The organism is Nocardia yamanashiensis (genome assembly GCF_021183565.1).
Classification (GTDB): domain Bacteria; phylum Actinomycetota; class Actinomycetes; order Mycobacteriales; family Mycobacteriaceae; genus Nocardia; species Nocardia yamanashiensis.
In genome coordinates this window covers 6,076,980-6,100,648 of record NZ_CP089226.1, presented here as the reverse complement: position 1 = coordinate 6,100,648, position 23,669 = coordinate 6,076,980, and the positions used below count along the sequence as shown (strand labels likewise).

Below are 23,669 nucleotides of genomic sequence, written 5' to 3'. Positions count from 1 at the left end.
TACAGATTCGCGGATGTGGCGCGGGGCCCGGATGTAGCATCCGGGCCCCGCGCGACCGAGTGCCCCCACCAGGGCTCGAACCTGGGACCTGCGGATTAAAAGTCCGTAGCTCTACCAACTGAGCTATAGGGGCGCGGGATGTGAGTGTAGTGCGCCGTGTGCACAAGTGTTAAACGAGTATCCGATTGTGCTCGGGCCATTGATGTTTGCGCAGGTCATGGCGGTCGACGCGGAGGGAGCGGCGGCGCGCCACGGGGGCCGGCCGGGTATCGCGGCGGCGCGGTGCGCGGTGCGGGCGGACCGGCGGGCGCCGGAGCGCGCGATGACACGGTGTGCCGAACCGATGACGGCACGTGCCGAACCGGTCGGAATCTGTCGGTGACGGTAACCGGCGGAGGCACGATGAGAGGTTGTGAAGGTTCGGACCGGTCGGTGGGGGGACACGCCAAGCGGGCTGGGGGGTCTGATTGCAATGACGGGACGCGCCCGCGCGGCCCGGCAGGGCGCCGCGACGGCGTGTCGCGGGGCCGAGGTGAGCGCGCGCATGCCTGCGGGCGGACGGCGCTCGGCAATCGTGTTGCCACTCAGTTTGTTTCGTGGCGGCCACGTGTGAATATCATCCAATGGTGATGTGTGGCAAGCTTTTTGGTGTCGGGGGAGGGGATCGTACGGGCCCGTCGCCGCGGGGAAGGCGCGGGTCCGGGCGCGATGCCGGTGCGGTGCGCCCGGAATCGGGTCTGCCGGGCCGGGGGCCGAACATCACTGGGATATGGGCGAATTCAGCTATTCGGACCAATCGCCCATTCGGTAGCTGCGAAATTGCGGTGCACGATAGGGGGCGGTCTGGCTAACTGACTTTCCGGTACACCTCACGCAGGGTGCGCTTTCCGGGTAACTTGACCGACTGGTGAATTCCCGAAGAACCGGGATTGCCCCGGCGGCACGGGATTCGGCTTATCGTTGATGTGCCCGAACGTGTCGCGACCGGTCGTGCCGATCGCGGCTCCACAACAGATGAAGCTGCGGGAGGACTACCGACACGACGTGAACGCCCGGGTGCGCACCCCCTGCGGTGCACCCGGGCGGGAAAAACTATACCAGTTGGTGTGTTTCAAGTTTTTCGCGCTTTTTCGTACCAAAAGTTTGGTAATTCGGGCAAAAGCCCGTTCAAAAGTATTTGAAAGACACGTAACTTTGCGTCGCAACTTTGAAAAGGTTTGCGGCGGTAGCTAGCTTCGGAGGCGTTTCGAGCATGGCACGGCAGCAAGAGCGGGCCCGCCGGACACGCGCGGCGATCATCAGGTCCGCCGCCGTTGAGTTCGGGAAGAGCGGCTATGCCGCTGCTTCGCTCAACCGCATATTGGAAGGTTCCCGGGCGACCAAGGGCGCCATGTACTTCCACTTCGACTCGAAGGAGGATCTGGCGCGGGCGGTCTTGGAAGCCGCAGTGGACCGCTACCGCGCCTCGACTGAAAGATGGCTCGCCCGAGGCGATCTCGGGCCACTGGACACCTTGCACGGCATGATCGACGAGATCGCGCTGCGCTTGGAGAACGGACATCATCATCCAGGCGGAGTTCCGGCTCATCATCGAACCGGAGTTCTATCGCGACATCCAGGCCGGCGGCGGCCGCATCCTCGGGCGGTCCATCCGGCTGCTCGCGGTCCGCGCGACCGAACACAAACAGCTGCGCCCGGACGCCGATCCGGACCGGTTCACCCGCACCCTGGCGGCGGCCCTCGCGGGCCAGCGCTATATCTCCGATGTGCTGGGCGGTCCGGTGGATCTGCGCTCCCGTTTCGCCGAAGCGCTCGAGGTGGTCATCGACGCCACCGCGACGCCGGAGTGGATCGAGGAGTTCCGGCGCGTGGGCTGGAAGGTGTCCGCTCGGTTGGAAGATCTCAATTTGGGTCTCTGACCAGTGGATTTGGGATTACGGCGGATGCTGTCATAAGCTATCTCCGCTCCCAACGGATGCCGTTGAGCAACGGTCCAGAGCAATCTGGCCGGGCCCCCTTCGTCTAGCGGCCTAGGACGCCGCCCTTTCAAGGCGGTAGCGCGGGTTCGAATCCCGTAGGGGGTACAACCATGGAGACATGGTTGTCGGAGCAAGCAAGGCCCTGTGGCGCAGTTGGTTAGCGCGCCGCCCTGTCACGGCGGAGGTCGCGGGTTCGAGTCCCGTCAGGGTCGCAAGACTAGCGATGGCATTCAGTTGGGTGCCTCCGGCCAGGTAGCTCAGTTGGTACGAGCGTCCGCCTGAAAAGCGGAAGGTCGCCGGTTCAATCCCGGCTCTGGCCACAACCTTCAGAAGGTCGCCCCCTCCGGGGGCGGCCTTCTTTTTTGTTATGTGGGGGCAAGCCCCCACACCCCCAAGGCTTGTCTGCGTGTTCGGGTGTGGGGGAGCTGATCTTGGTGCCATGCTGGAGTCATGGCTGACTCGGATAATGCTTGGTACTACGACTTGTCCACTCATCAGGCCGTGCAGGGGAAGCAGGGGTGGGTGGGGGACCGGATGGGGCCCTATCCTGACAAGGCAACGGCGGAAAGGGCTTTGGAGATCGCGAAGGCGCGGAACAGGGCGGCCGACGCGGAAGAAGACTGATGACGCGGTGATGCCGCGGCGCCCCCCTGATGATGCGGTCATGTGGTGCTCAGACCTATCAAGTACCGTTTCTTGAGCTGAAACGGGCAAGAAACGAGCGGGAGGGCTTTGCCTTGAAGGTGACCGTGGTGGTGCCGACCTACAACGAGCGCGAGAACCTGCCGGTGGCGGTGGAGCGGCTGACCGCACTACCGGTGGCCGATCTGCACGTGCTGGTTGTGGACGACAATTCCCCGGACGGCACCGGCGAGGTCGCCGACAAGCTGGCCGCGGATCTGCCGAACGCCGTGAGCGTGCTGCACCGCACGGAGAAGGACGGCCTGGGGAGGGCCTACATCGCCGGTATCACGAAGGCACTGGACGAGGGCGCGGACGTGGTGATCCAGATGGACGCCGACCTGTCGCACCCGGCCGAGGTCATCCCGGCCATGCTGGAGAAGCTGGAGACCACCGACGCGGGCGTGGTGCTCGGATCGCGTTATGTGCCCGGCGGTTCCACCGCCGAGGAGTGGAAGTGGTACCGGAAGGCGCTGTCCGCCTGGGCCAACTTCTACGTGAACATGATCCTGCGGCTCGGCGTGAAGGACGCGACCGCCGGTTTCAAGGCGTGGAAGGCGGATACGCTGCGCGCCATCGACGTCGCCTCGATCAAGTCGAACGGCTACTCGTTCCAGGTCGAGATGAACTACCGCACCGTCAAGAAGGGCATCAAGATCGCCGAGGTGCCGATCCGCTTCGAGGAGCGCACCCTGGGCGCCTCCAAGATGAGCCTGAAGGTGCAGCTGGAATCGGCTCTCATGCCGTGGAAGCTACTGTTCGGCAAGCAGGTTTGACCTACTCCGGGAGTTCGCGCTCGCGGCCCTGACGGGTCGCGAACGCGGACCGGATCCAGCAGAACTCAGTCCGGTGCGCCGGGCTGGGTGAGATCCGGCCAGTGCAGCAGGGTCTCGACGAACAACTGACGCACCTTCTCCACCTCGGCGTCCATCTCGGCCGGATTCCAGCCGCTGACGTCGATCGGCGGCAGTACCGCCACCTCCACCACCCCTTTGCGCACGATCGCCGAATTCCGCCAGGCGATTTCCCCGGCGTTCCGGATCACCACCGGAATCACCGGCACCCCGGCCTGGATCGCGATGTGGAACGCGCCCTTCTTGAACGGTCCCACACTGGGCGTCAGCGACCGGGTGCCCTCCGGCGCGATCACCACCGACAGTCCGCCGCGCAGGGTTTCGACCACCGGCGCCAGCGCCGCCTTGGCCGCCACCGAATTCGCCCGGTCGATGAACGTCACCTCGACGAACCGCATGAGCGGCCCGAACACCGGGTTCTTGGTGATCTCCTTCTTGGCGATGCCGGTGAATCCGGTCCCGAGCACCTCGGCCAGCACCACGATGTCGAACTGGCTCTGGTGATTGAAGATGAACACCGCCGGCCGCGGCGACCGGGTGTATTCCGCCCCGCTCACCCGGACCCGCACGCCGGTACCGCGCAGTGTCGAGTCCGCCGCGTAGGTCATCATCGAATCCGCCATCCGGCGGCGCTGTTTGGTGTGCGCCTGGGCCGCGACCCCGAACAGCGCCCCGCCGAGCAGTCCGGTGAATCCGGCCAGGGTGCGCGCGTAGTCGGCCGCGCCCGGGGACTGCCGCGGCCGGAAATGCAGTACCGGCCAATCCTTCTCGGCGGCCTCCAGCAGCACCCGGGGATCCGGGTTCACCGCCACGTGCTGTCCGCCCAGCTGCAACAGCGGCAGGTCGGCGGCGCTGTCGCCGTACACCCAGCTGTGTTCCAGGTCGATATCGTGCGCGCCGGCGAACCGCCGCACTGCATCGGCCTTACCGTTGCGCCACAGCGGTTTTCCTTCCACGTGCCCGGTCAGCACACCGTCCTGCACCGCCATGGTGGTGCACAGCACGTGCGGGATGCCGAGCTCCGCGGCCACCGGCCGCACCTGATACCGGGTGAGCGAACTCACCAGCACGATGGTGTGCCCGGCCGCCTCGTGCTCGCGCACCAGCCGCCACGCCTCCGGATACAGGTGCCCGTACACGGTGCGCTGGAACACTTGTGCGCCCAGCTTTTCCAGTTCGGCCTCCGGCACGCCCGCCCAGGAGTACATGATCTGCTGCAGGAACCGCTCGTATTCGCCTTCGCTGCGCGCCCCTCGGATGCCGCCCAGCAGTTCGGCGGTGCGGGTGCGTTCGCTACTGCGCCGCCGCAGCACCCGGCTCGGCAGCGCGGGCGGATTGAACCCCGCCACCACGGTGCCGCCGAAATCGAAGACGGCGGCGATGCGCGGCCCCTGCGGCCCGGAGCGAATCGCGGCCAGGGTGTCGTCCAGGCTGACCGTTCCGACCGGCTGCTGGGTGATGCCGAGCCCCGGTTCCAGCGGAGTCGGTTGCAGCGCATCGCCTCCGGACAGTGTCGAATCGCCGGCCCGATGCGTCATAGCGTGTCCAGCCGATTGGACGGGTCCAGGGTGGCGGCCCGCGAGATCCGCGCCCCGATGGCCCGCAGTTCGGCCGCGAACCGGGCGCGCCGCTCGGCCAGCTCGGCCGGATCGTCGCCGAGTTCGAGCAGGCCGTGATTGTCGGCGAGTTTGAGTGCGCTGCCGAACAATTCCGAGGACACCGATTCGGGACTGTGCAGACGCTGTTGCAGCAGCATCTGTTTGCCCACGCTGAGCGCTTCGGCGACGAGCGCCTTCTTGTCCACCGGCGCCGCCGGATCGCTCGCGGCCAGCCGTTCGGCCACCACCAGTTGCGCGTCGATGAACGAGCGCAGCACCCGGTGCGCCATGATGAACCCGGATTCGGCCAGCTTGGCCAGGATTTCGGTGCCGACGGTCCCGGCCGCGGTGCGCCGGTGCCATTCCGGATCGACGCGCAGCATCTCGGCGGTGAGCTGGCTGGTGAATTCGGCGCGTTCGGGGAAGAAGAACTCGAACTTGAGCAGATCGCGCAGCCGGTAGGCGGTCTCCCAGCCGACCCGCAGCTGATCGCCCTCGGGCGCTTCGACGGCGGTGAGCACCGACAGTTCGAGAATGGCGCGGTTGACGAACCAGTGCACGGCGCTGTTGCGATAGAACGCGGCCTCCAGGTGCGCGCCCGCGCCGATCGAGTAGACCGGTTCCAGCCCACCGCGATACACGGTCACCACCTTGGCCACGGCCAGCTGTTCCAGCACCACCGCCAGCCCGTGATCGTCGCGCAGGGTGGCGAGTTCGCCGCGCGGCAGGTCCCGGCTCTCCAGATACCCGAGCACGGGTGCGATGGCGGCCCGCAGTTCGGTTCGGGTGAGCGCGCGTTCGTGCACGCCCAGCAGCACCAGCGTGGTGAGCGCGTTCACGGTGACCGGCGTGACGTCGTTGATGCCGACGGCCACTTCGAACGCGAGCCGTTGCACCGCTTTCTGTTCCAGCTCCACCACGTCGTCGGGGGCATTGACGGGCGGGTGCGCGGTGAGCGGATCCCCGTGCGCGGTCAGCCTTTCCCGCGCCGACAGCGGGGTGCCGAACCGGACGTACACGTGTCCGGCCGAATGCTGTTGATTGCGTACGTAGCGCGCCAGCCAGGCCAGTCCCTCGGCCTGTTTGCTGCCGCCGGTCTGCTCGTCGGCGATGGCCCCGATCTCGTTGAGCCGCTCGTAGGTGATCGACACCGGCACCAGCATCACATCGTCGATGCGTTTGTACCGCAGTGCCGCCGCGAGGTAATTCAGCAAGCCGTAGCGCGGTGGCCGCAGCTTGCCGGTGCGGGTGCGCCCGCCCTCGAAGTACCACTCCAGATTGAATCGCTTGGCCAGCAGATAGGCGAAGTACTCCTCGACGACCGCCTTGTACACCTCGTCGTCGCCGAAGCTGCGGCGGATGAACACGGTGCCGGTGCGCCGGGCGATCGGCCCGATCGGCCAGAACTTGAGATTGGCCCCGCCCACCACGTGATTGGGCGGAAAGTCGTTGCGCGCCAGAATGTCCCCGAGCACGAAGGCGTCCACATACGACCGGTGCGAGGGCAGGAACACCAGCGGGTACCGCCGGTTCAGGTGCTTGAGCCGGTCCAGCCCGGTCTCGTCGCTGTCCACCTTCCAGGTGGAGGCGTGCACGGGCCGCATGGCCTGGGTGAACAGGTCCGATACCAGTCGGCTCTGCGCGGCCACCAGTTCCTTCAACGCCTTCTCGGCGCGCCGGTACACCTCGCGCGCGGGGGTGCCGGTGGCTTCGGCGATGACGTCGAGCCGCCGCAGGAATTCCGGTGAGTCCAGGATCTCCTCGGCCACCAGCCGCGGCACCTTGTACCGGTCGCCGATGACCGCGCGTTCGGCGCGTTCCAGGGCGACGATCCCGGCGCGAACGATGGCCCGCGCGAAGGCTTCCGGCGCTCCGGCCGATCCCGGATTATTGGCCCGCAGCTCGCTCAGCCGGGCAGGCGCGCCGGTGAGCACCAGGTGCCGGTCGGGCGCCTTGGCGAGCAGCCGCCGCTGCACGAACCGGTTGGGTTTGCGCGGATTGGTCAGGGTGAGCAGATCGTTGAAGGTGGTGCGCCGCACGCCGTCTCGTTCCGGCGGCAGCCACAGCACCCGCACCGGCACCACGAGCGGATCGTCGCTGCGCCCGACCAGGCGCGCGGTCACCGCGTCGGGGTCGAGGTCGAGCTGGGTGACGGGGGCGCTGGTGCCGAATTCCTGCGCGATGCCGCCTTCGGCCAGCCAATTGCCGACGAGTTCGCGTTCCACCTGCCCGGCCGCGTCCACCAGGGCGACCACGGAACCCGGTGTGCTGGCGGCCCGGGGGAGCCGGCTGTCGTGATCGAGCATCTTCGTTCCCTCCGCAGGTGGACCGCCGTATCCCATTCAAGCCGATCGGGTGGTCGCGGCGGGTCGGGTCGGTCAATTCACCCAGCGGCCCGCGGGATTCGGAGTGTCGTCGAGCGGAGTGATCGAGCTCGCTCGGCCGGCCTCGCGCCTATTGGAAAGGTAATGCTAACCTCACTCGAGTTGAGTAAGGTAAAGCTAACCTTGGAGGACTGGTGACGGTCGCGGACGAGCGGGTACGAGCCGGGGGCGAACAGCGGTGGGGTGAGCACGTCACCGATCCGGTGGCCGCGGTGACCGCATTGGCGGCAGCGGATCGCTTCGGCGAGTACGTGGTCTACGAACAGCCCGGTGCGTGGGTGTTCGCGGCCGATCCGCTCGGCGGCATCGAACTCGATGCCGGTGAACTGCGGGTCACCTGGGACGGCGAGACCGCTGCCGGGCCGTGGGACGGCAGCCCGGCGCAGGCCGTGGATCGCGCGCTGGCCGGACTTCCGCAGCGGCGCAATGCCTACGGCTGGATCGGCTTCGAGTTCTGCGCCTGGTCGCTGGGCGCGACCGCGCACGTGCATCCGCGGGCCACCCTCGCGCACTTGATGATTCCGCGCATCGAGGTGCGCATCGACGCCGCCGGGGTGCGGGTGTCGGGGGCGACGCCCGCCGAGACCGCCGATATCCACGAGCTGATCGCGAATGCCCAGGGCAGCGCGCTGCCGGTGGCGCATCCGGTGGATGTGACCGTCGACCCGACCGGGTACCGGGACCGGGTGGCGGCCGGTGTCGCTGAGATCAATTCGGGCAAGTACCAGAAGGTCATCCTGTCGCGGAAGGTGGAACTGCCGTTCGCGGTGAACGTTCCGGAGACCTACCGCCTGGGCCGGGTCAACAACACGCCCGCGCGCTCCTTCCTGCTGCGCCTCGGCGGGTTGGAAGCGGCCGGGTTCAGTCCGGAACTGGTGGCGGCCGTGGACGGCGACCGCGTGGTGACCACCGAGCCCCTCGCGGGCACCCGGGCGTTCGGGCGCGGCGCGGACGTGGACGAGGCGGCCCGCGCCGATCTGGTCCGCGATCCCAAGGAGATCGTGGAACACGCGCTGTCGGTGCAGCTCTCGTTCGCCGAGATCGCGGCCGTGGCCGAACCGGAGACCACCGCGGTGTCCGATTTCATGGCGGTGCGCGAGCGCGGCAGCGTGCAGCACCTGGCCTCGACGGTCAAGGGTGTGCTGGCCGCCGATCGCAGCCCGTGGGACGCCCTGGAAATGCTGTTCCCGTCGGTGACCGCCTCCGGCATCCCCAAGGCGGCCGGCGTGGACGCGGTGTTCCGCCTCGATCACGATGACCGCGGGCTGTATTCCGGTGCCGTGGTGACGGTTTCGCCGGACGGTGCGCTGGAGGCGACGCTGGTGCTGCGCGCGGTCTACCAGACCGGTGCGGGGGCGTGGCTGCGCGCCGGCGCCGGCGTGGTCGGGCAGTCCAAGCCCGAACGCGAATTCGAGGAGACCTGCGAGAAGCTGGGCAGCGTCGCGCCGTACGTGGTGCGTGCCTGACCCTGACGCTCGTCCGAAATCCGCCGTCAGAGCGGGAATTCGACTCCGGTCAGCCGCTCGGCCAGCTCCCACAGCTGCCGGGCGGTTTTCTCGTCGTGCGAGGCGTTGCTGGAGGCATTGCGGACGGGGTGGCCGCGCCAGGCCAGCCATTCCGGGCCGTAGTAGGCGCCCGGGCGGGCGTCGGCGACCGCGCCGTACAGGGTTGGCAGCGCGCCCATTTCGGCGCTCTGCGCGATCAGGCGATTGCCGAGGGAGATGAAGCGCTCCAGGAAGTTCTGGGTCTTGGAATTGATCTCGGTGGCGGCGTAGCCGGGATGCGCGGCCACCGCCAGCTTGGCGCTGCCCGCGGCGGTGAGCCGGCGCTGCAGTTCGTAGGTGAACATGAGCATGGCCAGTTTGGACTGCCCGTAGGCCCCGAAACGCTGATACGGCCGGCGCTCCCAGTTCAGGTCGTCCAGATCGATGTGCCCGATCAGATGGGTGAGGCTGGACAGCGACACCACCCGCTCCGAAATCCGGTCCAGCAGTAGGCCGGTCAGCGCGAAATGACCGAGGAAGTTCGTCCCGATCTGCATTTCGAACCCGTCGGCGGTGTGGCTCAACGGCACCGCCATCACGCCCGCGTTGTTGATCAACACATCGGCGTGTTCGACGGTCTCGGCGAAGGCGCGGACCGACGCGAGATCGGCTAGATCGAGCGCCCGCACCTGACCGCGCCCGTGCATGGTCTTCGCGACCGCCTGGCCCTTGATCTCGTTGCGGCAGGCCATGATCACCTGTCCGCCGGCCGCCGCCAGGGCGCGCGCGGTCGCCGCGCCGAGGCCGCTGGTGGCTCCGGTGACGATGTAGGTCTTGCCGGTCAGATCCTGGATATCAGCTGTCGTCCACCCACCCATAGACAAACTCTATGATGCGGGCGCGGGCCTGTCGTGCCGAACGACCGTGATCGAATACACACGGCCGCAACGACTCCGGTCAGTGGCGCCCGGGTTGCGCGGAACGCCCGGCTAGGCTCCGCGCAGCGCCTTCTTGTCGATCTTGCCGACCGCGGTGACGGGCAGCGTGTCCGCCTGCCGCAGCACATCCGGCAGCTTGTAGGTGGCCAGGCCGCGTTCGGTCAGGAAGGATTTGATCGCCGCGAGAGTCGGCATCTCGCCCTCCACCACCAGTACCGCGCAGGCCTTTTCGCCGAGCGCCGCATCGGGCAGGCCCACGGCGGCGGCGTGCCGGACGCCCGGATAGGCGAGCAGGTGCTCCTCCAGCTCGTCGCAGGAGATGTTCTCGCCGCCGCGATTGATCACGTCCTTGATCCGGCCCGACACGATCAGGTGGCCGCTGGGCAGCCGCCGCACCAGATCGCCGCTGCGGTAGAAGCCGTCCGGGGTGAAGGCGCGCGCATTGTGTTCGGGCGCACGGTAGTAGCCGCGCAGGGTGTACGGGCCGCGGGTCAGCAGCTCGCCCTCCTCGCCGTCGGCGACGTCGTTGCCCTCCTCGTCCACCACCCGCACCTCGTCGCCGGGGGACAGCGGGCGGCCCTGGGTGGTGCAGACGATGTCGTCGGAATCCTCCACCCGCGTGTAGTTGAGCAGTCCCTCGGCCATGCCGAAGACCTGCTGCAAGCGGCAGCCCAGCGCCGGGGTGACCTCGCGGGCATTGACCTCGGCCAGCTTCGCGCCGCCGACTTGGAGCAGGCGCAGCGAGGACAGGTCCGCGTCCTCCCAATCGACCGCGGCGGACCACAATTGGGCCAGCGGCGGGACCACCGCGGTCACCGTCACCCGATGCCGTTCGATGGCCGCGAAGGCGTTCTCCGGGCTGGGATCGGTGACGAAGGCCATGGCGCCGCCGGTGGCCACGGTGCCGAGCACGCCCGGGCAGGCCAGCGGGAAGTTGTGGGCGACGGGCAGGGTCGCGAGGTAGACGTCCTCGGGGCCGAGTTCGCACACCTCGGCGCTGGCCTGCGCGTTGTAGGTGTAGTCGTCGTGGGTGCGGGCGATCAGCTTGGGCAGGCCGGTGGTGCCGCCGGAGACCAGCATCAGGGCGATATCGCTCGCGTCCACCTCGGGGAGCGAATCACCGTCGGCCGGAATGGAATCCAGGGCGGTGAACGCGCCCGGATCGCCGTGCACCAGCACGTGCCGCAGGGCCGGGACCGCGGCCTGCACCTCGGCGGCGAGGACGCGATAGTCGAAATCGCCGAAGCTGTCCGCGGCGATATAGGCGGCCGCTTCGGAAAGCCTGCTCAGATGCTCGATCTCGGCCCGGCGATGCGCGGGCAGGGTGAGCACCGGAATGATCCCCGCGCGCAGCAGGCCGAACAGCACCGGCAGGAATTCGGGCACATTGGGCAGCTGCACGACCACCCGATCGCCCTGTGCCAGGCCGAGTTTCCGGAAGCCGTGCGCCATCCGGTCGGCCGCCGCGTCGAGGGCGGCGTAGGTGACGGGCGCGCCGGTATCGGACAGCAGGGCCGGCCGCTCCGGCCACCGCCGGGCCGCGTCGCGCAGCAGCTCGCCGAGCGGGCGTCCCGCCCAGTACCCGGCCGTCCGGTAGCGCTCGGCGAGTTCGGTCGGAAAGGGCACGAAGCCGTCGCGGTGGTGCCCGGCGGCGGTGGAAATCGATGTCACAGCTCTGGCCTCTAGCGGGTAAGGGTGCGATTACAAAGGTTAGGCAACCCTATCTCAATGGGTTACGCTGCTGCTCGACAAGTCCGGTTTCGCGCCGGATCGCCAGTGGCGCCGCCCGCCGCGTCGACCCGGGCCGGCCGCCGCCTCAGACAAGGAGCACCAGCGGAAATGGAGTCAGCACCGGGCCTACCGGCAGGCCGGACCAGTGGGGGCGGCATCGCCAAGGACGAGATCCGCGCGGCCATCGCCCGCCACCTCGACCTCGACGCCGCGGGCATCGCCGACCACGACGACCTGATCCAGCTCGGCCTGGACTCCATCCGCACCATGAAACTCGCGGGCTCCTGGCGCAAGCGCGGCCTGGCCGTCAACTTCGCCCAGCTCGCCGCCGAACCCACCGTCGCCGCCTGGCATCGAATGCTCGGCGGGGACGACGCCGCAATCGACGGCGGCGACGCGGGCACGGCCGCCGCACCGGCGCAAGCCGGGGAAGGAACCGTCGTAGGCGCGGCCGGTTCCACCCCCGCGCCCGGTGCGGCGGCCGCGAACTCCCCAGCCTTCCTCGCCCCCGCCGGCTCCGCTGCGCCGGAGGTGGATTCAGCCTCCGCCGTCACATCCGGTACGTCCGCCAGGGGCGTGGCTTCGGGCAGGGCGGGTGCAGGTTTCGCCTCCGCTGCGAACGCCGATGCGGCGGTTTCCGGCGCGGACGCTTCGAAGGCGGCTGCCGGCGCGGCCTCGGCGGGTTCGGGATCCGGTGCGACGCCCGCGGGTTCGGGATCTGCTGTGACGGTCGCGGGTTCGGGATCTGCTGTGACGGTCGCGGGTTCGGGATCTGCTGTGACGGTCGCGGGTTCGGGATCTGCTGTGACGGTCGCGGGTTCGGGATCTGCTGTGACGGTCGCGGGTTCGGGATCTGGTGCGACGGTCGCGGGTTCGGGATCCGGTGCGAACCTCGCGGGATCGGCCGACGGCGGGATCGTCGGTGCCGCCGATGTGTCGGCTTTCGGCGCGGTGCAGGGTGACTCGGTGACCACGGCGGGTGCGGAACGCGGTCACGCCGCGGTGGTGCCGGATGACGGCACGCCGTTCGCGCTGGCGCCCATGCAGCACGCGTATTGGATCGGGCGCTCCGATGGGCAGCAGCTCGGGGCGGTCGCGGCGCATCTGTATGTCGAGTTCGACGGTGCGGGGGTCGAGGCCGAGCGGCTCGGGCGGGCGGTGGAGGCGCTGGTGCGGCGGCATCCGATGTTGCGCACGCGGTTCCTGCCGGACGGGACTCAGCAGACGCTGGAGCGGCCGGGGCGGCCGGTGTGGAGTGTCACCGATCTGAGCGGTGCGACGGCGGCCGAGGCCGAGCGGGTGCTGGGGGAGTTGCGGGACAAGCGGACTCATCAGTTGATGGCGGTCGAGGAGGGGCAGGTCGTCGATATCGCGCTGACGCTGCTGCCCGAGGGGCGTACGCGGTTCCACCTCGATGTGGACATGCTCGCGGCGGATGCCATGAGCTACCGGATTCTCATCGCCGACCTGGCGCGGCTCTACCACGGTGAGCAGCTGCCGCCGCAGGAGTACACGTTCCGGCAGTACCTGGCCGAGCATTCCGCGCCCGCTCCCGAGCATGCGGCCGACCGCGAATGGTGGCAGGCGCGACTGCCGGAAATGCCGGGCGCACCGGAACTTCCGCGTGCGCTCGAGACCCCGGACGCCGAGGCGCGCACCGTGCGTTTCCATCGCTGGCTCTCGCCCGAGGCGAAGGCGCGCATGTTCGCCAATGCGCACGCGCGCGGCATCACCCCGGCCATGGCCCTCGCCTCCGTCTTCGCCGAAACCATCGGCGGCTGGTCCGCGCAGCGGCGGTTCCTGCTGAATCTGCCGCTCTTCCACCGTGAACCGGTGCATCCGCAGGTCGACGGCGTGATCGGCGACTTCACCTCCTCGGTGCTGCTGGAAGTCGACGTCACCGAGCCCGCCACCGTCACCGAGCGGGCGCAGGCGTTGCAACGCGAATTGCACACCGCCGGAGCGCATTCCGCGTACTCGGGACTCGAGGTCCTGCGCGACCTCGGCCGCCACCGCGGCGAACCGGTCCTCGCCCCCATCGTCTACACCAGCGCCATCAACCTCGGCGAACTCTTCGGCGACCAGGTCACCGAAACCTTCGGCGATCCCGTCTGGATCATCTCCCAGGGCCCGCAGGTGCTCCTCGACGCCCAGGTCACCGAGGTACGCGGCGGCCTCCTGCTGAACTGGGACGTCCGCGAAAACGCCTTCCCCGCGCACATGGTCGAGACCATGTTCACCCGCTACATCGAAGCCGTCCTGCGCCTGGCGGGCTCCAGCTCCCAGGAGACCGGTCCGCTGTTCCCCGCCGCCCCGGCCGCTGATCTCGACGCTTCGGCAACCTCCGAGAACGCTGTCGGAACAAGGAAATCGGCGACCGCTGCCCCTGCTCCTGCCGCAACCTTGACCGATGCCGCGAGTATGGCCACTGCCGCGAATGTAGTTACTGCCGTGCCGGGTGGTGCTGGTGGCGAGGAGCAGGCTGCTGCCGCCCCCGTGCCGCGGCGGGGCGTCGCCGGGGATGCGGGGTGGGATGCCGACGCGGCCGTGCGGATTCCGGTGGAACAGGCCGTCATTCGGGCACGGGTGAACGCTACCGACGGGCCGGTGAGTGGGCGTGTCCTGCACGCGGGGCTGTTCGCGCATGCCGCGCAGCACCCGGATGCGGCCGCTGTGATCTGGGAAACCGGGGTTCAGGCGTTCGCGTCGGCAAACTTTGAACCGGCCGGTCGCGACTCTGCGGCGGTAGCCGCGGTGGGTGCGGTCGACGGCCGGGATCGAGCGGATGGCGAGTGGAATCCGCTTCCGGGCAATATGATTCGGAGCCTCACTTACGGTGGGCTCGCGGCGGAGGCGCTGGCGGTGGCCGGTGCGCTGCGCGCGGCCGGTGTGCGGCAGGGCGATTCGGTGGCCGTGCAGTTGCCGAAGGGGGCGGATCAGGTCCTGGCTATCTGCGGTGTGCTGGCCGCCGGTGCGGTGTACGTGCCGGTTGGTTTCGACCAGCCCGCCGCCCGGCGCGCCGAGATCCTGCGGACCGGTGAGGCGGTCGCGATACTGACCGCCGGGGGCGAGGTGCCCGAGGTTCGGGCGATTCCGCTGGCCGAGGCGCGGGTGTTCGCCGAACCGCTGGCCGAACCGGTGCTGCCGGATCCGGAACAGATCGCCTACGTGCTGTTCACCTCCGGATCCACCGGTAAGCCCAAGGGTGTGGAGGTGCCTCACCGGGCGGCCATGAATACCATCGACGACCTGAACGAGCGGTTCGGGATCGGCACTGCGGATCGCGCACTCGCCCTGTCCGCCTTGGAATTCGACCTCTCGGTGTACGACATCTTCGGGCTGCTCAGCGCCGGCGGCGCGGTGGTCGCGGTGGACGACACCCAGCGCGCGGATCCGGCCCGCTGGGTGGAAATCCTGCGGCGGCACCGGGTTTCGGTGCTCAACTGCGTGCCGAGCCTGCTCGATATGACCCTCGAGGCCGCCGCCGGGCAGCCCCTGGACAGCTTGCGCATGGTGATCCTGGGCGGCGACTGGGTGGATGTGGCGCTGCCGTCGCGGCTCGCCGCCGTCGCGCCCGCCTGCCGTTTCGCGGGCCTGGGCGGCGCCACCGAGACCGCCATCCACTCGACCATCTGCGAAGTGGTGAACGCCCAGGTCCCGGCCGAATGGTCGGCCGTGCCCTACGGCACCCCGCTGCGCAATGTGCGCTGCCGGGTGGTCGGCCCGTCGGGGCACGACTGCCCGGACTGGGTCACCGGTGAGCTGTGGATCGGTGGGGACGGCGTGGCCGCGGGCTATCGCGGCGATGCCGAGCGCACCGCCGACCGGTTCGTCACCCACGAGGGCGTGAACTGGTACCGCACCGGCGATCTCGCGCGCTACCTGTCCGACGGCACCCTGGAATTCCTGGGCCGCGCCGACCATCAGGTGAAGATCCGCGGTTACCGGGTGGAGCTCGGCGAGGTGGAGAGCGCCCTGCGCGCCCTGCCCGGCGTCCGTCACGCCATCGCCGCGATCGTCGGCAAGTCCGCGCCGAAGCTCGCCGCGGTGGTCGTCGCCAACGACGGAATCACGTTGGACACAACGGCTCTGACGGAGGCCCTGGCCGACCTGCTGCCCGCCTACATGATCCCCGGCCGCCTGGAACTGCTGCCCGAACTGCCGTTCACCTCGAACGGCAAGCCGGACCGCAAGGCCATCGGAGGCCTGCTCGCGGAGGACGAGTCCGAACGCGAATTCGTCGCTCCCCGAACCGATCCCGAACGCGCCCTGGCCGATATCGTCGCCGGCGTCCTGGAGCGCGACCGGGTCGGCGTCACCGACGACTTCTTCGCCCTGGGCGGCGATTCGGTGCTCGCCACCGCCGTGGTGGCCCGGGTGCGCGATTGGCTGGAATCGCCGGACACGGTGGTCTCGGACTTCTTCGCCGCCCGCACCGTGGCCGGGCTCGCCGAACGCCTGCTGGAGCGCGAGCGCCGCGCCGGTGCCGCGGGCCGCCTGGAGCAGATCGCCGCGCTCTACCTGGAGGTCGCCGCCATGTCCGACGACGAGGTGCTCGCGCTCTCCTAGCCCGGCAGCTCGCAGCCGTCTTTCAGGATGTGGAGGTCGTAGAAGAACTTGTAGCAGGCGGGATCGTCCGGGAGTACCCAGTGGAAGCCCTCCAGGAGGAACACCGCCACCAGATTCACCACCAGAATCAGCGCGCAGAAACCGATAGCCAGCTTCCCGATGAGCCGATGCGGCGCCGCCGGAATGGCGGTGGCCGCCGTCGACCACGAAAACGACAGCACCACACCGATGGTCGTGATGGCCGCGACGAAAAGGATCCACGCCCACACGTACAGATGCAGCCCCAGCACCGCCCCGCCGTAGCCGGGATCACCGGGCAGGATGTGCAGCATGGTCTGCCGCCACGAGGTGAACCCGCCGCCGAAGCAGGCCACGATGGCCAGGCCCCAGCCGACCGCGTAATCGCGCGGTTCGATCAGCCCGGTCATGCCCTTGCGCACGATGTAGGCCCCGCCCAGCGCGGCCAGGAACATGAAGTACCGCTGGATCATGCACAGCGGGCACGGGTATTCCCAGTTGAAGAACTGCACCGCCAGCCCGCCGCACACCACGCCGGTCCAGCCGACCACGAAAATCACTGCCAGCCAATACTGCAGCCGACCCAGCACGCCACCGCGCGAGTGGCTCACCTCGATCTCGATATCGGTCTCGGTCACCAGGTCAGCCCCAATCCGAGGCTGCTGGTGATGTGGTACTTCAGCAGCGCGCCGGTCACCAGCGCGACCACCCACCAGAGAGTCAGGAACGAACGCCGGGATCCCTGTTTCCAGATCAGATAGACCACGGCTAGCAAACCCGCGACTATGAGCGTGTCCATATCGCGGACCGTACCTGTTTGGGCTGGTAGAGACGGTTAACACGTTGAGGGACACGCCGTTGCGGCGAGACCGTTCGCAACGCATCGGCTAACCATCGGCGCCGAACCGTGCGGACGGAGACCCGGCGGTGACGCCCGCCCGCCCCTAGACTCGACCGGGTGAGTGGTTGGGACATCACCGACATCCCGGATCAGACCGGGCGCACCTTCATCGTGACCGGTGCCAACAGCGGTCTGGGCGCGGTCACCGCCCGGGCGCTGGCCGGGGCGGGCGCGCAGGTCGTCATGGCCTGCCGCAACGAGATCAAGGCGCGCGGCGTCGCGGACCGGATCGGCGCGGGCGTGCAGGTGCGCCGCCTGGATCTGGCCGACCTGTCCTCCATTCGCGAATTCGCCGACGGCATCGAATCGGCCGATGTGCTGATCAACAATGCCGGGGTGATGGCGGTGCCGCTCAAGCGCACCGCCGACGGCTTCGAAATGCAGGTCGGCACAAACCATCTCGGTCATTTCGCGCTGACCGGGCTGCTGCTGGACAAGATCCGCGATCGGGTGGTGACGGTGTCGAGCGGCATGCACGCCATCGGACGCATCGATATCGAGGATCTGAACTGGGAGCGGCGCAACTATCAGCGCTGGGCCGCCTACGGGCAGTCCAAGCTGGCCAATCTCATGTTCACCTTCGAACTGCAGCGCCGCCTCACCGCCTCCGGTTCGCCGAAGCTCTCGGTGGCCGCGCATCCGGGCTACGCCGCCACCGATCTGCAGGGGCACACCGAGTCCATCCAGGACCGGTTCCTGTCGCTGGGCAACAAGCTCTTCGCACAGAGCGCCGAAATGGGTGCGCTGCCTTCGCTTTTCGCCGCCACATCGGAAGTGGAGCCGGGCGAGTTCTACGGTCCCACCGGTCTGCGCGGCCTACGCGGGCATCCTGGCCGGTCGTCTTCCACCTCCGCCGCGCGCGACGAAGTGACCGCGCGCCGGCTCTGGGAACTGTCCGAACAGCTCACCAAAGTCAGCTTCCCCTTCACGCGCCGCTAGATCGGAATACGCTGGGGGACATGAACATCCCGTACGACCGGCGGGAACAACTGGAGAAGATCCAGAACGGGCTGCTGCCGGGGGAACAGATCATTGCCGTCTACGACGCGATCGGGGTGGGGACCGGGTTCCTCGGGCTGACCGATCGCCGCGTCATCATCCAGGACAATTCGTTCGTGGGTAAGAAGGTCGCCATCACCTCCATCCCGTATTCGCGGATCAGCAGCATCAGCGTGGTGGCCAACAAATCGTTCGCCGGGCAGTGGTTCTCCTCCGGGCAGATCGCCATCAGCACCGGCCACCACACCTACGAGGTGCAGTTCCGTGGCGACGAGAAGACCCGCCATGTGCACGACGTGATCCTGCACTACATCGCCTCCTGAGGCCCCGAGCCCGAATCCCAGCAGGTGGGACGGGTTTCCCGGCGACGTTTGCCCCGGGTGTCGCACGTCATACGCACGCTGTGTCATCTCTGGTACAGTCGCCGCCATGCAGCGCGTGTATTTCTGGTTTAGCCAGCCGGCCCCGGGTGGGCCGAGCGGCGTGACCTCGCGCTGACCTCTTCCACCCCGAGCCGGACGAACACAGACCGGCTGCAAGGGTTTTCACCACGAAATCTCCGTGGGCCGGCCTGAGAACAGGAACCCACGATCATGACTCTCGCCGATCTCGACAAACATGCCGACCTCGACGATCAGCGCACGCTGAGCGTCAGTCCGCTGCTGTCGCCGCGCGAAGTGCGCTCCGCCCACCCCATCGACGATGTGCTCGCCGATACCGTGCGCGCCGGTCGCAAGACCACCGTCGATGTGCTCAATGGTGACGACGACCGCCTCATGGTGGTCGTCGGCCCGTGTTCGGTGCACGATCCCGAAGCCGCCATCGACTACGCCCGCCGCCTCGCGGTGAAGGCCGCCGAACTCGGCGACCGGCTGCACATCGTCATGCGTGTCTACTTCGAGAAGCCGCGCACCACGCTGGGCTGGAAGGGCCTGATCAACGATCCGCACCTGGACGGATCCTTCGACATCAACACCGGTCTGGTGCTGGGCCGCCGCCTGCTGGTCGACATCACCGGGCTCGGGCTGCCGGTGGCGTGCGAGTTCCTGGACCCGATCACCCCGCAGTACATCGCGGACATGGTGTCCTACGGTGCGATCGGCGCCCGCACCGCCGCCAGCCAGGTGCACCGCCAGCTGTCCTCGGCGCTGTCCATGCCGGTCGGCATCAAGAACGGCACCGACGGCGATGTGCAGGTCGCGGTGGACGGCGTGCGCGCCGCGGCCGCCAGCCACGTGTTCCCCGGCACCGATCTCGACGGGCGTTCGGCGCTCATCCGCACCGCGGGCAACCCGGACTGCCACGTCATCCTGCGCGGCGGCAGCAACGGCACCAACTACGACGCCGACTCCTGCGCGGAAGCCCTGCTGCGCCTGGAGAAGTCGTCGCTGCCGCAGCGCCTGGTGGTCGACGCCTCGCACGGCAACTCCAACAAGGATCACAACCGGCAGGTCGATGTCGTCACCGATATCGCCGACCGGATCGCCGCCGGCGAGCGCACCGTGGTCGGCCTGATGATGGAGAGCTTCCTGGTCGCGGGCCGGCAGGACCTGACCCTGGGCCACCCGGAGGAGCTCACCTACGGGCAGTCCATCACCGATGCCTGCATCGACTGGGACGTCACCGCGGCCCAGCTCGAGCGGCTCGCCGACGCCGTGGCCGCGCGCCGCGGGCTGCCGGCCTGAAAGATAGGCTCGCGCGCCGCTGTTCGGTGAGTCCGGCTCACCCCTGAGCGGTCCGGCGCGCGGAAGTCGTTCGGCGCACCCCCAGTCCGGCGGGGGTGCGCCGAACGCGTATCCGGGCTCAGTCGCCGCGGGGTGCGGCGATGGCGCAGAGCAGATCGCCGGAGGTGATCACGTGCACCCGGAAACCCGCGGCCGAGAGCGAATCGGAGAGGCGGGCCGAGGTGGGGCGCGGCGACGGATGATCGCTCGATTCCGGTGTGCCGTAGCCGTATACGAGATACAGGGTGCCGTCGGCGGCGAGCAGGTCGCGGATCAGGGCCAGTTCGGCGGTGGCGGGGCCGGTCCAGAAGAGGTTCACATTGACGGCCAGGATCTTGTCGAAACGATCGCCGGGGCGGTCGAGTACGGTCTCGGGGCGCAGCTGCCCGAATTCGGCTTCCAGCACCCGTAGCATCCCGGAATCCAGCAGCGCGGCATGCTTTTTCGCCGATCTGGCGATGGCGGTGGGCGAGCGGTCCACCACCGTGATGCGGCCCCGGGGCAGCCGCGCCGACAGGTAGGTGACCGAGGGGCTGGAGCCCGCGCCGATCTCCAGCACGTGATCGCCGGGGCGCAGATCCATGGTGTCGGCGATCCACTCGAATCTGGATTCTCTGGCCACCGCTCACACCCCCGCGGGCCAGTCCGGCGCGGGACCGGGCGGATCGGTGTGCAGGCGGCCGGCGATCCAGCTGTCCCGGCGCACGCCGCGCTGCACGCAGCCGCCGCGCAGCAGGCCCTCGTAGGTGAAACCGCACCGGCGGGCCACCGCGGCCGAGGCGTGATTGCCGACGATGGCCCGCCATTCGATGCGCTCCAGACCCAGGAACGACCGATCGAACGCGGCCGCGCAGACCAGGTTCAGGGCGCGGGTCATCAAGCCCGCCCCGCGCGCCTGCCCCGACATCCAGAACCCCACCTCGGCGGCGCCGGACTCGCGCCGCGAATCGATATGGCTCAGCCCGATCATGCCCACCACCGGCTGACCTTCGCCGCGGCGCAGCGCCCAGGTGGGGGAGCCGCCCGCCCAGCCGGGCAGTACGAAGTCGTAGACGAATTTCTCCGCATCGGCGCGATGGTAGGGGGACGGCATGGTCGTCCACTCCGGAATGGACGGCTCCTGACAGCAGGCGGTGATGGCGTCGATATCGGGCACGGCCGGCGGCGAAAGCCATACCGAACCGTCGGTCAGGGCATGCGGGTCCACCGGGTCATGCTGGCACGGAAGGCGGGGGCGAGGTGGAAGGTTTCCGAGACCGGTGGCGGTCGTGTCGGTTCGGGTCCGTAGCATTTGGCCGGTGGTAGCCGCTCTTCTCGCCGATCTGTTCGAAACCCATCGGCCGCATCTGCTCTCGGTGGCCTACCGGTTGACCGGCAGTGTCGCCGATGCCGAGGACGCGGTGCAGGAGAGCTGGTTACGGCTCGCGGTGGCCCGGCAGCACGAGATCGAGGACCTGCGGGCCTGGCTCACCACCGTGGTCGGCCGCATCTGCCTGGACCGGCTGCGCAGTGCCGCGGCGCGGCGGGAACAGTATGTGGGGCAATGGCTCCCGGAACCCATCGTGACCGCGTGGCAACCCTCCAGCACACCCGATCCGCTGGCCGCGCTGGTGCGCAAACAGGACTATCGATTCGCGGCGCTGGTGGTGCTGGACGGGCTCACGCCGCCGCAGCGGGTGGCCTTCGTGCTGCACGAAGGCTTCGCGGTGCCGTTCGACGAGATCGGCGAGATCCTCGGGATCACCGCCGATGCCGCGCGGCAGCTGGCGGCGCGGGCGCGCAAGGCGGCGGCGCGAACGCCGGAACCGGCCCCGGACGCGGAACACGAGGCACTGGTGCGGCAATTGCTGGCGGCGCTGGCGCGGGCGGATATGGATGCCGTTGTGGCGCTGCTGCATCCGGACGTGCACACCATCGGCGATGCCGGCGGCACCACCTCCACCACCATCAATGTGGTGTCCGGGCCGGAGAAGGTGGCGCGGCTGTGGCTGGGCATCCAGCGCCTGCACGGCGTCGGCGACCCGGAGCGGCTGGCCAAGGCGAACGAATTGGTGCTGGTGAACGGGCAATTGGGGCTGCTGGTACACGAGCGCGCATCGGGCGACGGGTACCACGGCACGCCGACCAGAGTTTTCGGTTTCACCGTGAAAGACGGAAAAATTTGGGGCGCTTACGATCTGGCCAATCCGGCTAAGCTGACAGGTATTCGGGTGCCGCACTGACTTGGCGGGGTGGCCACTGGCGTGGGGGCGGCATCCGGACTGAACGGCGCGGCCGCGATTTCGCGACCGCGCCGCATCAATGTGTGCGCACCCGAACACCGGCCCTGCGATCAGCCCGAGCCGAAATCCCGATCGGGCGGCGGACCAGCCCCGGCCACCGGTTTCCGGGTCGCGCGCCGTCCGGGTGACCGCACCGCGTCGACTATTCTCCGGTCATGCCGCAGATTCCCACCGTCGCCCGCCTGCGCCCCTTCGCGTCCACCATCTTCGCCGAGATGACCGAGCTCGCCGTCCGGCACGGCGCGGTCAATCTCGGTCAGGGGTTCCCGGATTCCGATGGTCCGGCCGGCATGCTCGAGGTGGCGCGGCAGGCCATCGCGGACGGGTTCAACCAGTACCCGCCCGGACGTGGGGTGCCGGCGCTGCGCCAGGCCATCGCCGCCGATCGGGCCCGGCGCTACGGCACGCATTACGACCCGGACAGCCAAGTGCTGGTTACCGTGGGCGCCACCGAGGCCATTGCCGCGACCGTGCTCGGCCTGGTCGAACCGGGGCAGGAAGTGGTGCTGATCGAGCCGTACTACGACTCCTACGCGGCCGCCATCGCCATGGCCGGAGCGCAGCGCCGCACCGCCCGCCTGGTGCCGGACGGCGACGGGTTCGCCCTCGACCTGGACAGCCTGCGCGCCGCCATCACCCCGAATACCCGCCTGCTGATGGTGAATTCGCCGCACAATCCGACCGGCGCGGTGCTCTCCCGCGCCGATCTGACGGCTATCTCCCAGCTCGCCATCGAACACGACCTCATCGTCATGTCCGACGAGGCGTACGAGCATCTCTACTTCGACGGCCACCAGCACATCAGCGTCTCCACCCTGCCCGGTATGGCCGAGCGCACCGTCGTCATCTCCAGCGCCGCCAAGACCTTCAGCGTCACCGGCTGGAAGATCGGCTGGGCCTGTGCGCCCGCCCCGCTGCTGGACGCCGTCCTGGCCGCCAAGCAATTCCTCACCTTCGTCGGCGGCGGTCCGTTCCAGCCCGCCGTGGCGCATGCCCTGCAGAACGAACAGCAGTGGGTCGCCGCGCTGCGGGACACCATCTCCGAGAAACGCCTCCGCCTCTCCGCCGCCCTCCGCGAAGCCGGCTTCGGCGTAAAACGCAGCGACGGCACCTATTTCGTCTGCGCCGACATCACTCCGCTCGGCGCCACCGACGCCTACGCCTTCTGCCGCGAACTCCCCGCCCGCCTCGGCGTGGCCGCGGTCCCGGTCAGCGTCTTCGCCGACGACAAAGCGTCCTGGAACCACCTCATCCGCTTCACCTTCTGCAAGAAGGAGGAAACCCTCGCCGAGGGCGTCCGCCGCTTGCGCGCGGCCCACGCGCCAGCCTGAGCTGTGCATGGTGATGGCGCGCACTGGCCTGTGTGAACTGCCGTTAAATGGCAGTCCACTGGTCTGCTAGTGGACCGCGACAAGGATAGGTAGGGCAAGCCAGGATCGAGGAATGATGCCTGTACCGCTTCGTAGCATTCAGCGACAACTGATTTCGATCGATGCGGGTAACTCGCCGGGTACGTCCAGAATTCGG

General features: G+C 68.7%; 16 protein-coding genes, 4 tRNA genes and 2 pseudogenes. 13 read left to right on the top strand and 9 right to left on the bottom strand.

Annotated elements, in window-relative coordinates; translation table 11 throughout:
• Window positions 1–60: 60 nt before the first annotated feature.
• A tRNA-Lys gene (locus LTV02_RS28160) sits at window positions 61–133 on the bottom strand.
• Between the two features lie 1,119 nt (window positions 134–1,252).
• Between LTV02_RS28160 and LTV02_RS28155 the strand changes: the two are divergent.
• The 5 genes and pseudogenes from LTV02_RS28155 (at window position 1,253) to LTV02_RS28135 (ending at window position 3,436) form a co-directional block, all read left to right on the top strand.
• A pseudogene (locus LTV02_RS28155) lies at window positions 1,253–1,919 on the top strand (TetR family transcriptional regulator).
• Between the two features lie 92 nt (window positions 1,920–2,011).
• A tRNA-Glu gene (locus LTV02_RS28150) sits at window positions 2,012–2,084 on the top strand.
• A gap of 33 nt (window positions 2,085–2,117) precedes the next feature.
• Window positions 2,118–2,191: transfer RNA gene (locus LTV02_RS28145), tRNA-Asp, on the top strand.
• A gap of 34 nt (window positions 2,192–2,225) precedes the next feature.
• Window positions 2,226–2,299, top strand: a tRNA-Phe gene (locus tag LTV02_RS28140).
• A gap of 435 nt (window positions 2,300–2,734) precedes the next feature.
• Window positions 2,735–3,436 carry a polyprenol monophosphomannose synthase gene (locus LTV02_RS28135; RefSeq protein WP_067723004.1) on the top strand — a complete coding sequence of 234 codons (702 nt, stop codon included), beginning with the start codon at window positions 2,735–2,737 and terminating at the stop codon, window positions 3,434–3,436.
• A 65-nt stretch (window positions 3,437–3,501) separates the two neighbouring features.
• Here the strand turns inward: LTV02_RS28135 and LTV02_RS28130 are convergent, their stop codons facing one another.
• Together LTV02_RS28130 and LTV02_RS28125 are read right to left on the bottom strand one after the other, a co-directional pair.
• Window positions 3,502–5,052, bottom strand: coding sequence for an HAD-IB family hydrolase (locus LTV02_RS28130; RefSeq protein ID WP_233034848.1), 1,551 nt, complete (start codon window positions 5,050–5,052; stop codon window positions 3,502–3,504).
• Window positions 5,049–7,418, bottom strand: coding sequence for a glycerol-3-phosphate 1-O-acyltransferase (locus LTV02_RS28125; protein ID WP_233034847.1), 2,370 nt, complete (start codon window positions 7,416–7,418; stop codon window positions 5,049–5,051). The genes LTV02_RS28130 and LTV02_RS28125 overlap by 4 nt, the downstream gene beginning before the upstream one ends.
• Before the next feature lie 212 nt (window positions 7,419–7,630).
• Between LTV02_RS28125 and LTV02_RS28120 the strand changes: the two genes are divergently transcribed.
• Window positions 7,631–8,962, top strand: a complete 1,332-nt coding sequence (locus LTV02_RS28120) for a salicylate synthase (protein WP_233034845.1) — start codon at window positions 7,631–7,633, stop codon at window positions 8,960–8,962.
• 26 nt (window positions 8,963–8,988) lie between these two features.
• On the opposite strand, the gene LTV02_RS28115 is transcribed toward LTV02_RS28120, so the two are convergent.
• Both LTV02_RS28115 and LTV02_RS28110 read right to left on the bottom strand, forming a co-directional pair.
• Window positions 8,989–9,858, bottom strand: coding sequence for an oxidoreductase (locus LTV02_RS28115; RefSeq protein WP_233034843.1), 870 nt, complete (start codon window positions 9,856–9,858; stop codon window positions 8,989–8,991).
• Window positions 9,859–9,969: 111 nt separating this feature from the next.
• On the bottom strand, window positions 9,970–11,589 hold the full coding sequence (locus tag LTV02_RS28110) for a (2,3-dihydroxybenzoyl)adenylate synthase (protein ID WP_269821564.1): 1,620 nt from the start codon (window positions 11,587–11,589) through the stop codon (window positions 9,970–9,972).
• Between the two features lie 57 nt (window positions 11,590–11,646).
• Here LTV02_RS28110 and LTV02_RS39525 point away from each other — a divergent pair.
• Window positions 11,647–11,940, top strand: a pseudogene (locus LTV02_RS39525) (phosphopantetheine-binding protein); the annotation flags it as partial.
• A 675-nt stretch (window positions 11,941–12,615) separates the two neighbouring features.
• Entirely contained in the window at window positions 12,616–16,218 is a 3,603-nt protein-coding gene (locus tag LTV02_RS28105; protein WP_332909602.1) for a non-ribosomal peptide synthetase, read from the top strand.
• Here the strand turns inward: LTV02_RS28105 and LTV02_RS28100 are convergent.
• Window positions 16,215–16,874, bottom strand: a complete 660-nt coding sequence (locus LTV02_RS28100; protein WP_233034839.1) for a disulfide bond formation protein B — start codon at window positions 16,872–16,874, stop codon at window positions 16,215–16,217. The genes LTV02_RS28105 and LTV02_RS28100 overlap by 4 nt on opposite strands.
• The gene (locus tag LTV02_RS28095; protein ID WP_233034837.1) at window positions 16,871–17,035 is read right to left on the bottom strand and encodes a DUF5993 family protein; all 165 of its coding nucleotides are present in this window, start codon (window positions 17,033–17,035) and stop codon (window positions 16,871–16,873) included. The genes LTV02_RS28100 and LTV02_RS28095 overlap by 4 nt, the downstream gene beginning before the upstream one ends.
• A gap of 159 nt (window positions 17,036–17,194) precedes the next feature.
• Between LTV02_RS28095 and LTV02_RS28090 the strand changes: the two genes are divergently transcribed.
• From LTV02_RS28090 to LTV02_RS28080, 3 genes are all read left to right on the top strand, one after another.
• On the top strand, window positions 17,195–18,076 hold the full coding sequence (locus tag LTV02_RS28090) for an oxidoreductase (protein ID WP_233034835.1): 882 nt from the start codon (window positions 17,195–17,197) through the stop codon (window positions 18,074–18,076).
• 20 nt (window positions 18,077–18,096) lie between these two features.
• On the top strand, window positions 18,097–18,459 hold the full coding sequence (locus LTV02_RS28085) for a PH domain-containing protein (protein WP_067722976.1): 363 nt from the start codon (window positions 18,097–18,099) through the stop codon (window positions 18,457–18,459).
• Between the two features lie 270 nt (window positions 18,460–18,729).
• Complete coding sequence (locus LTV02_RS28080) at window positions 18,730–19,821, top strand: 3-deoxy-7-phosphoheptulonate synthase (RefSeq protein ID WP_233034833.1); 1,092 nt, start codon at window positions 18,730–18,732, stop codon at window positions 19,819–19,821.
• Between the two features lie 118 nt (window positions 19,822–19,939).
• Here LTV02_RS28080 and LTV02_RS28075 read toward each other — a convergent pair whose 3' ends face one another.
• Together LTV02_RS28075 and LTV02_RS28070 are read right to left on the bottom strand one after the other, a co-directional pair.
• Complete coding sequence (locus LTV02_RS28075; protein WP_233034832.1) at window positions 19,940–20,482, bottom strand: SAM-dependent methyltransferase; 543 nt, start codon at window positions 20,480–20,482, stop codon at window positions 19,940–19,942.
• Window positions 20,483–20,485: 3 nt separating this feature from the next.
• Window positions 20,486–21,067, bottom strand: a complete 582-nt coding sequence (locus LTV02_RS28070) for a GNAT family N-acetyltransferase (protein WP_233034831.1) — start codon at window positions 21,065–21,067, stop codon at window positions 20,486–20,488.
• Window positions 21,068–21,158: 91 nt separating this feature from the next.
• Between LTV02_RS28070 and sigJ the strand changes: the two genes are divergently transcribed.
• Complete coding sequence (gene sigJ / locus LTV02_RS28065; protein ID WP_233034830.1) at window positions 21,159–22,082, top strand: RNA polymerase sigma factor SigJ; 924 nt, start codon at window positions 21,159–21,161, stop codon at window positions 22,080–22,082.
• A gap of 215 nt (window positions 22,083–22,297) precedes the next feature.
• Window positions 22,298–23,473: a pyridoxal phosphate-dependent aminotransferase gene (locus tag LTV02_RS28060; protein ID WP_233034829.1), complete on the top strand. Its 1,176-nt coding sequence runs from the start codon at window positions 22,298–22,300 to the stop codon at window positions 23,471–23,473.
• Window positions 23,474–23,669 lie beyond the last annotated feature (196 nt).